The following is a 14,483-nucleotide window of genomic DNA, read 5'->3' as shown; positions in this document are numbered from 1 at the left end:
ATCGGGCGACGCGGGTGGGCAGGAAATCACGGCGATCCCGCTATGGAACCCGGGATGATAGCCGAAAGGCCGTGGCAGTCATCAGCGGCAGAGCACCGGATTCCGCACCCGCTGTGCAAGCCCTGCGCCGGCCTCTAGGCTGCCGCCAGCCGCCACCGGGATCGCAAGATGCGCAGCAGCAAGCTCATCCATGTCGTCAGCTGCCACGCGGCCGGCGAGGTCGGGGACGTCATCGTCGGCGGGGTGCAGCCGCCGCCGGGCGCCTCGATCTGGGAGCAGTCGCGCTTCATCGCCACCGACGAGAAGCTGCGCAACTTCGTCCTCAACGAGCCGCGCGGCGGGGTCTTCCGGCACGTCAACCTGCTCGTGCCGCCCAAGGACCCGCGCGCGCAGATGGGCTGGATCATCATGGAGCCGGCCGATACGCCGCCCATGTCCGGCTCCAATTCGATCTGCGTCGCGACCGTCCTGCTCGATACCGGCATCCTGCCGATGCAGGAGCCGCTGACCGAGATCGTGCTGGAGGCCCCGGCCGGGCTGATCGAGATCCGCGCCAGCTGCCGGAACGGCAAGGCCCAGTCCATCAGCGTCCGCAACGTGCCCTCCTTCGCCGCGCAGCTCGATGCGACCATCGAGGTCGCGGGGCTCGGCACGCTCACCGTGGACATCGCCTATGGCGGCGACAGCTTCGTCATCGTCGATGCGGCGCGCCTCGGCTTCAAGATCGCGCCCGACGAGGCGCGCGAGATCGCCGAGACCGGCATGAAGATCACCCGCGCCGCCAACGAGCAGCTCGGCTTCGCCCATCCCGGCGACACGGCCTGGGACCATATTTCCTTCTGTCAGTTCGCCGCCCCGGTGGAGCGTATCGACGGCGTATTGACTGGGCGCAATGCGGTGGCGATCCGCCCCGGCAAGATCGACCGCTCGCCGACGGGCACCGGCTGCTCGGCCCGCATGGCCGTGCTCCATGCCCGCGGGCAGCTCGCTGTCGGCGAACCCTTCATCGGCCTCTCCATCATCGGCTCGCGCTTCGACTGCGAGATCGAGAGCCTGACCCGGATCGGCGATACGCCGGCAATCGTCCCGCGCATCACCGGCAGCGCCTGGATCACCGGCACGCACCAGCTCATGCTCGACCCCGACGATCCCTGGCCGGCCGGCTATCGCCTCTCGGATACCTGGCCGAAGCTCTGAGGGACGAGAGCGCAAACAAAGCCGGGGCCGGCGCCGCACTCCCCTTGACACCTGCCGGTGCGATGGGGAATTTGGCCCCCATGCGGGTGTAGCTCAATGGTAGAGCAGCAGCCTTCCAAGCTGAATACCCGGGTTCGATTCCCGGTACCCGCTCCAAAATCCCCCCGACATCATCAGATTCCGCCTAAGCGCGCATTGCGTTCGGCGCCATTCGCCGGCCTGGCGGGGATGGCGCCCATGCGGCCCTTGCAAGGCGGGCGCCGCCTTTTCGGGGCAGTTTAGTTCTATTCTACGGGGCATCGGCCTCCGGCTCACTTCGCGGTATATCCCCATGAACATGCGCACCTCCCCGTCCGAGCTTTCCACGCCGGATTTCGGAATCGGCCAGCCGGTCCTCCGCAACGAGGATGCGACCCTGGTGCAGGGTGACGGCCGCTACACCGACGACCTCTCCGTCGAGGGGCAGCTCTACGCGGCCTTCGTCCGCAGCCCGCATGCGCATGGCGTCATCAAGGGCATCGATGTCGAGACGGCGAAAGCCATGAAGGGCGTCGTCGCGGTCTATACGGCCGAAGATCTGGAAGGTCAGGGCTACGACACCCTGAAATGCGTCGTGGACGTTCCCAACCGCGATGGCACGCCGATGAAGCGGCCGGTCCGCAAGGCTCTGGCGGCCGGTAAGGTCCGCTTCGTCGGCGATCCGGTGGCCATGGTCGTGGCCCGTACGGCCGTGCAGGCGCGCGACGCCGCCGAGGCCGTCTTCCTCGATATCGACGTCCTGCCCGCCATCACCTCGGGAGAGCAGGCGCTCGCGGGCGATGCGCCGCAGCTCTATGACGACGTGCCGGGCAACCTGATCTGCGACTTCCATTTCGGCGATGCCGGCAAGGTCGCCGCCGCCTTCGCCGATGCGGCGCATGTCACCAGGCTGCGGATCGTCAACAACCGCATCATCGTGAACCCGATCGAGCCGCGTTCCGCCATCGCGAGCTATGACGGCAAGGCCAAGCGCTATGTGCTGCGCGCCCCGAGCCAGGGGGCCTTCGGCATGCGCAACAACCTCGCTTCGGCGATGGGCGTGCCCGCAAACCGGATGCATCTGCTCACGGGTCATGTCGGCGGCTCCTTCGGCATGAAGTCGGCGGTGTTCCCGGAATATGTCGTGCTGCTGCACGCCGCCCGCCTGCTCAAGAAGCCGGTGAAATGGACCGACCTGCGCTCCGAGAGCTTCGTCTCGGACCATCATGGGCGCGATATGGTCTTCGACGCCGAGCTTGCGCTCGATGCGCGCGGCCGCTTCTTGGCGACGCGCTTCAGCGGCATCGGCAATCTCGGCGCCTATCTCTCGCCGGTCGGGCCGATGATGGCGACGCTCAACATCGGCAAGAACAGCGTCGGCATGTACCGGACGCCGCTGGTCGAGGTGCAGACCAAATGCGTCGTCACCAATACCGTGCCGATCGCGGCCTATCGCGGCGCCGGCCGCCCCGAGGGCAACTATTTCATGGAGCGGCTGATCGATGCCGCCGCCACCGAGATGGGGATCGACCAGGCCGTGCTGCGGCAGCGCAACCTGGTCCCATCGGAGAAGCTACCCTGGGCCACGCCGGTCGGAACGGTCTACGATAGCGGCGATTTCCCGGCCCTCGTCGCCCAGGCGCTCGAGACGGCGGACTGGAAGGGCTACAAGGCCCGCCTGCGCCAGAGCCGGAAGGCCGGCAAGCTGCGCGGCCGCGGCATCGGCTGCTATCTGGAGGTCACCGCGCCCCCGAGCAACGAGATGGGCGGCATCCATTTCGAGCCGGACGGCACCGTGACCATCGTTACCGGCACGCTCGACTACGGGCAGGGTCACTGGACGCCCTTCGCACAGGTGCTGACCAGTGCGCTCGGCGTGCCCTTCGACAAGATCCGCCTCGTGCAGGGCGACAGCGACCGCCTGATCGCCGGCGGCGGCACGGGCGGCTCCAAGTCGATCATGGCGAGCGGCTCGGCGATCCTGGAGGCGAGCGACCTCGTCATCGAGAAGGGCAAGCTGCTCGCCGCCCATTTCCTCGAAGCGGGTGTCGCCGACATCGAGTTCGCCAAGGGCCGCTTCGCGATTGCGGGCACCGACCGCTCGATAGGCGTCATGGAGATCGCCGCCAGGCTGCGGACCGCCCCGTCCCTGCCCGAGGATTTGCCCCGCACGCTCGATGTCGACCACGTCTTCAAGGCCGCGCCGTCAGCCTATCCGAATGGCTGCCACATTGCCGAAGTCGAGATCGATCCTGATACGGGCCGCATCGAGATCGCCAGCTACATCATGGTCAACGACTTCGGCACGGTGGTGAACCCGATGATCGTCGAGGGGCAGCTCCATGGCGGGGTCGTGCAGGGCATTGGCCAGGCGATCTACGAGATGACGACCTATGACGACTCCGGCCAGCTCATGACCGGTTCCTACATGGACTACGCCATGCCGCGCGCCAACGACGTGCCGTTCTTCTCCTTCGCCAGCCAGGGCGTCCCGGCCAAGACCAACCGGCTCGGCGCCAAGGGCTGCGGCGAGGCCGGATGCGCAGGCTCCCTGCCCTCGGTGATGAACGCGATCGTCGACGCGCTTTCGCCCTATGGCGTGAAGCATGTCGACATGCCGGCGACCCCGCTGGCGATCTGGAGGCTCATTCACGGGCGGGCTTGAGCGCCCCGACGCAGTTCCCGCTTGCGTCATGCTCGCCCTTGTGGCGAGCATCCACGTCTTGAACGCGACGCTCGACCAGCGGAGACGTGGATGGCCGGGACAAGCCCGACCATGACGGAGCGCTAGCCACCCTCGCCCGTCGCGAAATCCCGCCCCGGCGCGGCTTCGATCAGGCTGCGCGTATAGGGATGGGCAGGCGCCGAGAACACCTCGGACGTGACGCCCTGCTCGACCACCTGCCCCTTTTCCATCACCACGACGCGGTCGCAGATCTGCGCCGCGACGCGCAGATCATGGGTGATGAACAGGATGGCGAGGTCGAAACGCTTCTGCACGTCGTCGAGCAGGGCGAGCACCTGCTTCTGCACAGAGACGTCGAGTGCCGAGACGGCCTCGTCCGCGATCAGAATCTCCGGCTCCATGGCGAGCGCGCGCGCAATCGCGATGCGCTGGCGCTGGCCGCCGGAGAACTGGTGCGGATAGCGCTCCAGCGCGTCTGGCTGCAGCCCCACCAAGGTCATCAACTCGCGCGCCCGCACCAGGGCAGCGGCGGGCGTCAGCCCGAAATTGACCGGCCCCTCGACGATCGACTGGCCGACGGTCCGGCGCGGGTTGAGCGAACGGAACGGATCCTGGAATACGACCTGGATCTTGCGGCGATAGGGCCTGAGCCTGCGCTCGGGCATCTGTGCGATGTCGATGTCCGACACCATGATCTGCCCCTCGCTCGGCGCCATCAGCCGGGCGACGCAGCGCGCCACCGTGGTCTTGCCGGAGCCGGACTCGCCGACGATCCCCACCGTCTCGCCGCGCCGCACCCGGATCGCGACATCGGTCGCCGCGCGCACCACGCGGTCCTTCTTGAACAGCCCGCCCGAACGATAGGTCTTGCCAAGCCCGGCTGTTTCCAGCGCGAGCGTCCCGGTCGGCTCCGGCCGCACCGCCGGCTTCAGGCTTGGCACGGCGGCGATCAGCATGCGGGTGTAGGGATGCTGCGGCCGTTTCAGGATCTGCTCGGCCGGCCCCTGCTCGACCACCCTGCCCTTCTCCATCACCACCACCCGGTCGGCGATCTCGCTGACGACGCCGAAATCATGGGTGATGAAGAGCACGCCGGTGCCGCGCCGCTCCTGCATCTCCTTGATGAGCTTGAGGATCTGCGCCTGGGTCGTGACGTCGAGCGCGGTCGTCGGCTCGTCGGCGATCAGCAGCGCCGGATCGAGGATGAGCGCCGCCGCGATCATCACGCGCTGTCGTTGCCCGCCCGAGAGCTGGTGCGGATAGGAGGCGTGAATGCGCTCCGGGTCCGGCAGTCGCATCGCCTCCAGGATGCCGAGCACCTTGGCGCGGCGCTCCGCCGGCCCGAGCTCGGTATGGATGCGCAACACCTCGTCGATCTGGTCGCCGATGGTCAGCACCGGGTTGAGCGCCGTCATCGGCTCCTGGAAGATCATCGCCATGCGGTCGCCGCGCAGCGCCCTGAGCCTCTGGGGTGTGGCGGCGAGAACGTTCTCGCCCTCCAGCTTGATCTCGCCGGCGACGGGCTTCAGCACCTTGGCCAGCAGACCCATCACCGAAAAAGCGGTGACCGACTTGCCGGAGCCGGATTCGCCGACGACACAGACGATCTCGCCCGCGCCCACCGAAAAGGAGACGTTGTCGACCGCGCGCGCCCGGTCGCCGCCGCCCGGCAGGGCGATGGAGAGCCCGGAGATTTCCAGGACTGGAGTGGGTGTTTCGGGAGTGGAAGCGTCGTTCATCGGCCGGCCATCTTCGGGTCGAGCGTGTCGCGCAGGCCATCGCCCAGCATGTTCACCGCCAGCACCGTCAGCCCCAGGAAGACGCCGGGATAGAGGATGTTGTGCGGGAAGACGCGGAAGAGGTTGCGGCCCTCGGCCATGATGTTGCCCCAGCTCGGCGTCTCGGGCGGGATGCCGATGCCGAGGAAGGAGAGGATCGCTTCGACGAGAATGGCCGAGGCGGCGATGAAGGTGCCCTGCACGATCAGCGGCGCGACCGTGTTGGGCAGGATATGGCGCGCCATCAGCAGGGGCACGCGGGTGCCGGCCATGATGGCGGCCTCGACATAAGGCTCCTCACGCACCGACAGCACGACGGAGCGCACGAGGCGCACGACGCGTGGAATCTCCGGCACGATGATCGCGACGACCACTGCCGCCAGCCCCGCCCGGAACAGCGAGACCACGGCGATGGCGAGCAGGATGCCCGGTATCGCCATCAGCCCGTCCATGACTCGCATGATCGGCCCGTCGAGCCAGCGCACATAGCCGGCGACGAGCCCGATCACGAGGCCGATGGCGACGCTCGCCAGCGCCACGGTCATCGCGATCACCAGCGAGATGCGCGCCCCGTACACGACGCGGCTGAAAACATCGCGACCGAGCGAATCCGTGCCCATCCGGTGCTTGAATGTGGAGTTCGAGCCGTCATCGGCGCGGATGGTGCGCTCGAATCCGGGCACGCGGTTGCGCGTGCTCGGGTTGATCGCGGTCGGATCGAGCGTCCCCAGCACGGGGGCGAGAAGCCCGATCACAGCCATGACGATCAGCACGAAGCCGCCGATGGCAACCGAAGGGTTGGTCAGCAGCCGGCCGAAGAGGCGGCGGCGCGAGGCCGGCGGCTCGGCGGCAACGGGTGCGAGAATGGTCGGTTCGGCGCTCAATATCTGATCCTCGGATCGAACAGGCTGTAGGCGAGGTCGATCAGCAGGTTGATGCCGACATAGACGCCGGAGAACAGCAGGATCACGGCCTGGATGGTGGGATAGTCGCGCGCCAGCACGGCATCGACGGTGAGGCGCCCGAGGCCGGGGATCGCGAAGACGCTCTCCGTCACGACCACCCCGCCGATCAGCAGGGCGATGCCGATGCCGACGACGGTGACGATTGGCACGGCCGCATTCTTGAGCGCGTGGCGGAACAGGATCTTCCGTTCCACCTGCCCCTTGGCGCGGGCGGTGCGGATATAGTCCTCGTTCAACACCTCGAGCACGCTGGCGCGGGTCATGCGGGCGATCAGCGCGATGTAGATGACGGAGAGTGTCAGCGCCGGCAGCACCAGCCGCTGTGCATAGCCGGCGAAACCCTGCGAAAGCGGCTGGTAGCCCTGCACAGGGAACCAGCCGAGCGTGATCGCGAAGAGATAGATCATCAGGTAGCCGATGACGAAGACCGGCACCGAGAAGCCGAGCACGGAGAAGCCCATCACGACGCGGTCGATCCAGGAGCCGTGCTTATAGGCGGCGAGCACGCCGAGCGGGATCGCCACGCAGATCGCGATCAGCATGGTAGCGAAGGCGAGCGACAATGTCGGCTCGATCCGGCTCGAGATCAGCTCGACGATCGTCTTCTTGAAGAAGAAGCTCTCGCCGAGATTGCCGGTCAGCAGGTTGCCGGCCCAGATCGTGAACTGGGTGAGGATCGGCTGGTCGAGGCCCAGCCGGTTGCGGATCAGCGCGATCTGCTCGGAGGTCGCGTTATCACCGGCGATCACGGCGGCGGGGTCGCCGGGCGTGAAACGCAGCATCAGGAACACCAGCACCGCGACGATCACCAGCACGGGGATCGCCGAGATGAGGCGCCTCAGGATGTAGCCGAGCATCAGGCGTCCTTTATTGTGATGTCGTTGGGCCGCCCGGCTCTCTCTTTGCAGAGAGCCGGGTCGAGCCTGCGAGGCCGCCCGCGGGCGGCCTCAGCCGCCTCACTTCTTCTCGACGTTCCAGAACACCGGGGCCGGCGCCGTCAGGATGCCGGTGATGTTGGAGCGCGCGGCGATCGGCACGTTGTACTGGCCGAGATGGACATGGGTCGGCGACTCGGCCCAGCGCACCTGCACCGCCTCGGCGATCGCCTTCTGCTTCGCCGGGTCGGGCTCGCGGGCGAAGTCGTCGCGCAGCTTCTCCATCTTCTCGTCGCAGGGCCAGCCGAAGCCCGCCTTGTCGCAACTCGCGTTGAAGAAGCCGGCCATGACCGGGTTCAGGATGTCGGCCGAGACCCAGGAGGTCTGCATCAGGTTCCAGCCGCCCTTGTCCACCGGGTCCTTGCGGACGCGGCGGGAGACCACCGTCTGCCAGTCGGAGGATTGCATATCGACCTTGAAGCCGCCCTTCTCCAGCAGCTGCTTGGCGACGGGGCCGAGATTGGTCAGAGACTGCAGATCGGTCGAATGCAGCAGCACGATCGGCTTGCCGTCATAACCGGCTTCCTTGAGCAGTTCCTGCGACTTCTTGAAGTTGGACTGCAGCAGCCCGTCCATGCCCTTCTCGGTGGCGAGCGGCGAGCCGCAGACAAACATCGCCTTGCATTCCTGGTAGTAGTCGGGGTTGCCGACAGTGGCCTCCAGGAAGTCCTTCTGGTTGAGCGCATAGGTCACCGCCTGGCGCACCTTCGCATTGTCGAAGGGCGGCTGGGTGCTGTTGAAGCGCATCGTGTACTGCAGGCCGAGCGGATTGTAGTTCCACAGCTTGATCTTGCTGTCGCTCTTGAGCAGCGGGATCAGGTCGAAGGCCGGCTGCTCGACCATGTCGATCTCGCCGGCGAGCAGCGCATTGACCGCCTGCTGCTGGTCGGTGACCGCGAGCCACTCGATGCGGTCGATCTTGACGACCTTGCCGCCGGAAAGGCCGTCGGCCGGCTCGGAGCGCGGCTTGTAGTCCTTGAACTTGGTGTAGACGATCTTGTCACCCGGCTTCCACTCGTCGGTCTTGAGCACGAACGGGCCGGAGCCGATGAATTCCGAGATCTGCGTGTTGGGATCGGTATCCGCCACGCGCTTCGGCATCATGAACGGCACGTTGGACGAGGGCTTGCCCAGGCCGAAGATCAGCAGGCCGGTCGGGGACTTCAGCTTCACGGTGAAGCTCTTGGCGTCGTCGGCGGTCATCGCGTCGACGAAGGTCATCAGCTTCTGGCCGACCGGGTCCTTCGCCGCCCAGCGCTTGATCGAGGCGATGCAGTCCTCGGAGGTGACGGGCTTGCCGTCATGCCAGAGCAGGCCGTCGCGCAGGGTGAACTTGTAGGTCAGCTTGTCGGGCGACTCCGTGAAGGTGTCGACCATCTGCGGCTTGATCTCGCCCTTCTCGGTCATCGAGAACAGGGTATCGTAGAGCATGTAGCCGTGGTTGCGGACGATATAGGCGGTCGTCCAGATCGGATCGACGATCTTCACGTCCGAATGCATCACGACCTTCATGGTCGTCTGCGCCTGCGCCATGCTGCTGCCTGCGAGCAGGGCCGCGGCTGCGGTAGCGATAGTCCAACGCGACATCATAAGCTGATCTCCCCTCTGGCCGGTCGAGCGGCCCGTCTTTGCTGATCGTGATGTTGCCAATCGTGAGCTGTTGTCGGTCGTTCTTTTTGGCGCTCCGATCCTGTCCTGCTGTTGCGGCGGCGCCTATGCAGGCGCCGTGCCATGGTCGGGAGGCTCCCGCGAAACGGGAGCGGGTGTCAATCGCTCACGCGGAGAGGCGCGAGAGCAGGCCTGCGAGCAGGCGGATGCGCCGCGGCAGGCTCTCGATCTCGATATATTCGCCGAGCGTGTGATAGCCGGCGCCGAGCACGCCGAGACCGTCGAGCGACGGGATGCCGGCCGCGCCGGTGAAGTTCGCGTCGGAGCCCCCGCCGGACGAGACATGGCCGAGCTCCCAGCCGATCTCGGCTGCGATCTCGCGGGCGAGCCCGTACATCGTCAGCGTCGCCTCGTCCGGCTCCCAGACCGGGCGGGTGACGCCGCGCGTCACGGTGAAGCCGGTGCCGTCCGTGTCGCGGCTCGTCAGCGCCAGCATGCGCTCGACGCCGCGGTCGAGATCCGCCTGTCGTTTTGCCATGCTGAGCGCCTCGCCGTGGCAGGTCGTCGGCACGCAATTGACCCACTGCCCGCCCTGGATGACGCCGACCGAGAAGGTGCAGTCCTCGTCGGTCATCGCCTCGATGGCGAGCAACTGGCGCGCCATCATGCTGATGGCCGAGCGCCCATCCTTCAGCTTCGAGCCGGCATGGCTCGGCCGGCCTTCCGCCAGCAGGTTGAAGCGGGCGATGGCATAGCGGCCCGTCACGACGTTATCGCCGGCCTGCGCAGGCTGGCCGGGCTCCGGGACCAGGATGAAGCGGTGCTTGCGGGCCGCCTCCATGATGATCTCGCGCGTGCCAGGGCTGCCGATCTCTTCATCGCTCGTATAGAGCACGCTGACCGGAAGCGGCGTCTCGACGCCGGCCTTCGCGAGCGCGATGATCGCCTGCAGCCCGGCATAGGCGCCGCCCTTCATGTCGAGGATGCCAGGCCCGTAGCAGCGCGTGCCCTCGCGGCGGAAGGGCAGCTTCGAAAGCGTGCCGACCGGATGCACCGTGTCGAGATGCGACATCACCAGGATGCCGGGCTCGCCACGCCGCGGATGCGGGAAATCCCCCAGCACGCAATCTCCGAGCCCGGCCGGGCCGGGAATGCGGGTGATCGTCGCCCCTGCAGCCGCGGTTTCGGCGGCGGCGAGGTCCATCATCCGGTTGACGGCGGCGGAGTCGAAGGTCGGGCTTTCGCACTCGATCCAGGGCTTCAGGCCGGCGAGCAGGGCTTCGGTGTCGAGCGGCAGCGTCTTGACGTCCATATCGGCCATCCTCACGCAGCCGCACGCGTCTCGACGAGGCGCGCCAGCAGGCTCGCCCCCACCGGCAGGATGCCGTCGTCGAGCACATAGGCCGGGTTGTGCACCGGCACGTTGCCGGCATGGCCGACCCAGGCATAGGCGCCGGGAACGACGCGCAGCATGTCGGCGAAATCCTCGCTGCCCATCACCGGCTTGGGTTCGGTGAGCACGTTCTCCGCGCCGACGATCTCGGCCGCCACCGCCGCCGCGGCTTCGGACTGCTCCTCATGGTTCACGAGCACATCAAAGATGTTGCGGATGTCCACCGTGACCGTGACACCGAAGGTCGCAGCAATGCCGGCCGCGATCTCGCGCATGCGGGCACGCACCAGCTCACCGGTCTCCTGGGAGAAGGTGCGGATCGTGCCGGCGAGCTCCGCTTCCTCCGGGATGACGTTATAGGCCGAGCCGGCATGGACCTTGGTGATCGAGAGCACGGCAGCCTCGCGCGGATCGGCGTTGCGGCTGACGATGGTCTGCAGCGCACCCGCCAGCGTCAGCGCCGCGATGACGGGATCACGCCCCATATGCGGCATGGCTCCGTGGCTGCCCTTGCCCGTGATCTTGATGTCGAAGAAATCGGCGCCCGCCATGGCGGGGCCCGGGAAGACCTGGATCTGGCCGGGTTCCAGATTGGGCGCGTTGTGCAGCCCGTAGATCTCGTCGCAAGGGAAGCGCTCGAACAGCTTCTCGGCGATCATGCTGCGCGCGCCGCCGAGCCCTTCTTCCGCCGGCTGGAAGACGAAGATCGCCGTGCCCTTGAAGTTGCGGTTCTCGGCGAGATAGCGCGCCGCGCCGAGCAGCATGGAGGTGTGTCCGTCATGGCCGCAGGCATGCATGCGGTCGGGAATCGTCGAGCGCCAGGGCAGGTTCGTGATTTCCTGGATCGGCAGCGCATCCATGTCGGCCCGCAGGCCGATGCGCTTTCCGGGGCCACCCGTGCCTTGGAGGATGCCGACGACGCCGGTCTTGCCGATGCCGCGATGCACCTCGATGCCCCAGGCGCTCAACTTCTCCGCGACGACGCCGGAGGTGCGGACCTCCTCGAAGCCGATCTCGGGATGGGCGTGGAGATCGCGGCGGATCGCGGTGAGGTCGTCCTTGAAGGACTCGATCTGCGGCAGGACTGGCATGGGAACTCCGAAAGCGTGATTCAGGCGAAGGCGGTGCCGAGCGGCGAGGTGCGAAGGCCGGGCCGCAGCCGCCGCCAGGGCAGCGAGGCGGGATCGACCGGCATCGGGCCGGGCGCGGCGCAGACGAGGATCGCCGCGGCGATCGGCTCGAAATCGGCGCGGAAATGCACCGAGCTCTTGTTGACGAGGATAGCCTGCTCGGTCGGCTCGATGCCGACCTGCCGATACATCGCCTGATCGGCCATCTGCGCCTTGCGCGAGCCGATGACGATGCGCACCCCGCCGATCCTGAGGCAGGCGCTGGGGCCCAGATTGATGCGCGAGCCGCCATAGAACGGCCCCGGCGCGACGAAGCGCCCGTCCGAGAGCTTCTCGACCACGAACTCGGCTTCGAGCGGAGCATCGCCCGGAATGCCGGATTTGGCCCCGAGCGAGACGCGGATCGTCGCCCCCTCGCCCGCCGCATGCGCCGCCTCGGCCGCCGCCGGATCGACGATGACGCCGATGGCGGCGCGCTCGGCGCCGTTGCCGACGAGGGCATGGGCCATGCCCATCGTGTCGGAGTTGCCGCCGGCGCCCGGATTGTCCTGCGTGTCGGAGATCACGATCGGCTTGCTCGCGCCCTGCGAAAGGCGGATCGCTTCCTTCACCCCGTCATCCGGCGTGAACACCTTGCCCTTGAAGGCCTCCTCGCTCGCCATGACACGGGCGAAGATCGCATCGGCCGCCCGGTCGGCATCCTCCTGCGTCGCGCCATAGGCCAGCACGGTCGCGCCGCAATCGGGGAAATCGGCGGCGGGAAAGCCGGGCAGGAAGGAGAGCGTCGGTACCGCTTCGCTCTCCAGCGCCGCGAGCTCCGCATAGATCGTCTTGCAGGGTTCCATCGCGGTCGCCTGCCAGGCGATGGGGATGAGATAGGGTACCTGCCGGAAGGCCTTGGCCGGCCGCGCCTTGGTGCCGAGCAGGCTCGCGAGCAGATCGGTCGCGCGGCTGCCGGTCAGCGCCGCGTCGACATGCGGATAGGTGCGGTAGGCGACGAGCGCGTCAGCCGCCTCCATCATGAGCGGCGTGATGTTGCCATGCAGGTCGAGGCTCGAGACGAGCGGGATATCGGGGCCGATTGCGGCGCGCACCCGGCGCAGCACCTCGCCCTCGCCGTCGGGATGATTCTCCGCGACCATGGCGCCGTGCAGATCGAGATAGACGCCGTCCACCGGCAGCGCGGCCTTGATGCGTTCCACCAGTTCGTCGGTCAGCGTCTCGAAGGCCCCCGCCGTGACCTCGGCCGAGGGGCTGGCCATGCACCAGAGCGTCGGCACCATCTCCCAGCCCCGCGCACGGGCGTTCTCGATGAAGCCGGAGGCGCCGATATTCACGTTCTTCAGCGCGGCATAGATCTCCTCGCCCCGGGAGAGCGCCGGCCAGCCGCCGCCATGCAGGAAGGCCTCCAGAGGTGCGGTGCTGGGCGCGAACGTATTCGTCTCGTGGAGAAAACCGCCGAAGGCGATGCGGGGCGACATCAAGGCTTCCTTTCAGGAACGGCCGAGGTAAGCACGCGCGGCCCCCTTCCTCCAAGCCCCAGCGAGGCACAAAAAGCTCCCTGCAAGACGCAAATTTCGTCGTCCCCGCTCGCGAGATGTGCACGGCTCGGCGCGGGCGGGCGGCTGGTCAAGGGCCGGAAACCCCTTGCCACAGCCGGCGAAGCGTTCCACTACCGGCGCCGGACGGAAGGGCCGCGCGCCCGTGATCCGCGGGGAAGCGCTTGGACCGGACTTTGCCCTTCGAACGCGCCATCGTGACCGGGGCCGCCGGCTTTGTCGGCCTGCATGTCACCGAGGCCCTGCTCGACAGCGGCGTCACCGTCCTCGGCATCGACAATCTGACGCCCTATTACGACCCGGCGCTGAAGCAGGCCCGGTTGGACAGATTGACGCCCCGCAACGGCTTCTCCTTCGAGAAGCTGGACATCGCCGATTACGACCGCGTCCAGGCGGCCTTCGCCAGCTTTCGCCCACAAGTGGTGATCCATCTCGCCGCACAGGCCGGCGTGCGCTATTCCCTCGACAATCCCCGCGCCTATGCCCACGCCAATCTCGACGGCTTCCTCTCGATCCTGGAGGCCTGCCGGCACAACCCGGTGGGCCATCTCGTCTATGCCTCGTCGAGTTCGGTCTACGGCGCCAACGCCAAGGTGCCCTTCTCGGAGCATGACGGCGCCGACCATCCCGTCTCGCTCTATGCGGCGACCAAGCGGGCCAACGAGCTGATGGCCCATTCCTACGCGCATCTTTACGGCATCCCGACCACGGGCTTGCGCTTCTTCACGGTCTACGGCCCCTGGGGCCGGCCGGACATGGCCTATTTCAAGTTCACCAAGGCGATCCTCGAAGGCCAGCCGATCGAGGTCTATGCCGAATCCGAGATGAGCCGGGACTTCACCTATGTCGACGACATCCGCGAGGCGATCGTGCGTCTCGCCGGCAAGCCGCCGACCGCAAGCGCCACTTTCGACGCCGCCGCGCCAGACCCTGCAAGCGCCTCCGCGCCATGGCGGCTCTACAATATCGGCAACCACACGCCGGTCGCGCTTGACCGCTTCATTGCGGTGGTCGAGCAGGCCTGCGGCCGCAAGGCCATCAAGCGCCACCTGCCCGCCCAGCCCGGCGATGTCCCGGCGACCTACGCCGATGTCTCGGACCTGACGGCCAAGGTGGACTTCCACCCGGACACGCCGATCGAAACCGGCATCGCCCGCTTCGTCGAATGGTATCGAGCGTTTTACGGCGCGGCCTGAACGCCGCGCCGCAACGCT

Annotated in this window: 10 protein-coding genes and 1 tRNA gene; 4 read left to right on the top strand and 7 right to left on the bottom strand. The window is 67.3% G+C overall.

The features are described 5' to 3' along the window. Positions 1 to 168: 168 nt before the first annotated feature. From BoBH3_RS23685 to BoBH3_RS23675, 3 genes are all read left to right on the top strand, one after another. The gene (locus tag BoBH3_RS23685; protein ID WP_262333328.1) at positions 169 to 1,197 is read left to right on the top strand and encodes a trans-3-hydroxy-L-proline dehydratase; all 1,029 of its coding nucleotides are present in this window, start codon (positions 169 to 171) and stop codon (positions 1,195 to 1,197) included. Between the two features lie 82 nt (positions 1,198 to 1,279). After that, positions 1,280 to 1,353: transfer RNA gene (locus tag BoBH3_RS23680), tRNA-Gly, on the top strand. Positions 1,354 to 1,528: 175 nt separating this feature from the next. Then, positions 1,529 to 3,880, top strand: a complete 2,352-nt coding sequence (locus tag BoBH3_RS23675; protein WP_262333327.1) for a xanthine dehydrogenase family protein molybdopterin-binding subunit — start codon at positions 1,529 to 1,531, stop codon at positions 3,878 to 3,880. 122 nt (positions 3,881 to 4,002) lie between these two features. Here the strand turns inward: BoBH3_RS23675 and BoBH3_RS23670 are convergent, their stop codons facing one another. From BoBH3_RS23670 to BoBH3_RS23640, 7 genes are all read right to left on the bottom strand, one after another. Next, the gene (locus tag BoBH3_RS23670) at positions 4,003 to 5,640 is read right to left on the bottom strand and encodes an ABC transporter ATP-binding protein (RefSeq protein WP_262333326.1); all 1,638 of its coding nucleotides are present in this window, start codon (positions 5,638 to 5,640) and stop codon (positions 4,003 to 4,005) included. After that, positions 5,637 to 6,563, bottom strand: coding sequence for an ABC transporter permease (locus BoBH3_RS23665; RefSeq protein WP_262333325.1), 927 nt, complete (start codon positions 6,561 to 6,563; stop codon positions 5,637 to 5,639). Before BoBH3_RS23665 ends, BoBH3_RS23670 begins: the two co-directional genes overlap by 4 nt. Continuing rightward, on the bottom strand, positions 6,560 to 7,501 hold the full coding sequence (locus tag BoBH3_RS23660; protein ID WP_262333324.1) for an ABC transporter permease: 942 nt from the start codon (positions 7,499 to 7,501) through the stop codon (positions 6,560 to 6,562). The genes BoBH3_RS23665 and BoBH3_RS23660 overlap by 4 nt, the downstream gene beginning before the upstream one ends. Positions 7,502 to 7,600: 99 nt before the next feature. Then, positions 7,601 to 9,166: an ABC transporter substrate-binding protein gene (locus tag BoBH3_RS23655; RefSeq protein WP_262333323.1), complete on the bottom strand. Its 1,566-nt coding sequence runs from the start codon at positions 9,164 to 9,166 to the stop codon at positions 7,601 to 7,603. 187 nt (positions 9,167 to 9,353) lie between these two features. After that, positions 9,354 to 10,499: a M20/M25/M40 family metallo-hydrolase gene (locus BoBH3_RS23650; protein ID WP_262333322.1), complete on the bottom strand. Its 1,146-nt coding sequence runs from the start codon at positions 10,497 to 10,499 to the stop codon at positions 9,354 to 9,356. Positions 10,500 to 10,510: 11 nt separating this feature from the next. Beyond that, positions 10,511 to 11,671 (bottom strand): M20 aminoacylase family protein, encoded by a 1,161-nt coding sequence (locus BoBH3_RS23645; RefSeq protein ID WP_262333321.1) that lies wholly within the window; start codon positions 11,669 to 11,671, stop codon positions 10,511 to 10,513. 20 nt (positions 11,672 to 11,691) lie between these two features. Further along, a complete protein-coding gene (locus tag BoBH3_RS23640; protein ID WP_262333320.1) occupies positions 11,692 to 13,191 on the bottom strand; it encodes a M81 family metallopeptidase in 1,500 nt (499 codons plus the stop codon). 242 nt (positions 13,192 to 13,433) lie between these two features. Here BoBH3_RS23640 and BoBH3_RS23635 point away from each other — a divergent pair, with 242 nt between their 5' ends. Then, positions 13,434 to 14,465 (top strand): NAD-dependent epimerase, encoded by a 1,032-nt coding sequence (locus BoBH3_RS23635; protein ID WP_262333319.1) that lies wholly within the window; start codon positions 13,434 to 13,436, stop codon positions 14,463 to 14,465. Positions 14,466 to 14,483: the final 18 nt, after the last annotated feature.

It is taken from the genome of Allobosea sp. BH3 (assembly GCF_025499465.1).
Lineage (GTDB): Bacteria > Pseudomonadota > Alphaproteobacteria > Rhizobiales > Beijerinckiaceae > Allobosea.
The sequence above is the reverse complement of the archived record's forward strand: the minus strand, read 5'-3'. Positions and strand labels throughout refer to the sequence as shown.

Excerpts from the sequence above, each read along its gene's own strand:
- BoBH3_RS23640 (WP_262333320.1), bottom strand. The coding sequence starts at position 13,191 with ATGTCGCCCCGCATCGCCTTCGGCGGTTTTCTCCACGAGACGAATACG.
- BoBH3_RS23655 (WP_262333323.1), bottom strand. The coding sequence starts at position 9,166 with ATGTCGCGTTGGACTATCGCTACCGCAGCCGCGGCCCTGCTCGCAGGC.
- BoBH3_RS23670 (WP_262333326.1), bottom strand. The coding sequence starts at position 5,640 with ATGAACGACGCTTCCACTCCCGAAACACCCACTCCAGTCCTGGAAATC.
- BoBH3_RS23645 (WP_262333321.1), bottom strand. The coding sequence starts at position 11,671 with ATGCCAGTCCTGCCGCAGATCGAGTCCTTCAAGGACGACCTCACCGCG.
- BoBH3_RS23675 (WP_262333327.1), top strand. The coding sequence starts at position 1,529 with ATGAACATGCGCACCTCCCCGTCCGAGCTTTCCACGCCGGATTTCGGA.
- BoBH3_RS23660 (WP_262333324.1), bottom strand. The coding sequence starts at position 7,501 with ATGCTCGGCTACATCCTGAGGCGCCTCATCTCGGCGATCCCCGTGCTG.
- BoBH3_RS23650 (WP_262333322.1), bottom strand. The coding sequence starts at position 10,499 with ATGGACGTCAAGACGCTGCCGCTCGACACCGAAGCCCTGCTCGCCGGC.
- BoBH3_RS23685 (WP_262333328.1), top strand. The coding sequence starts at position 169 with ATGCGCAGCAGCAAGCTCATCCATGTCGTCAGCTGCCACGCGGCCGGC.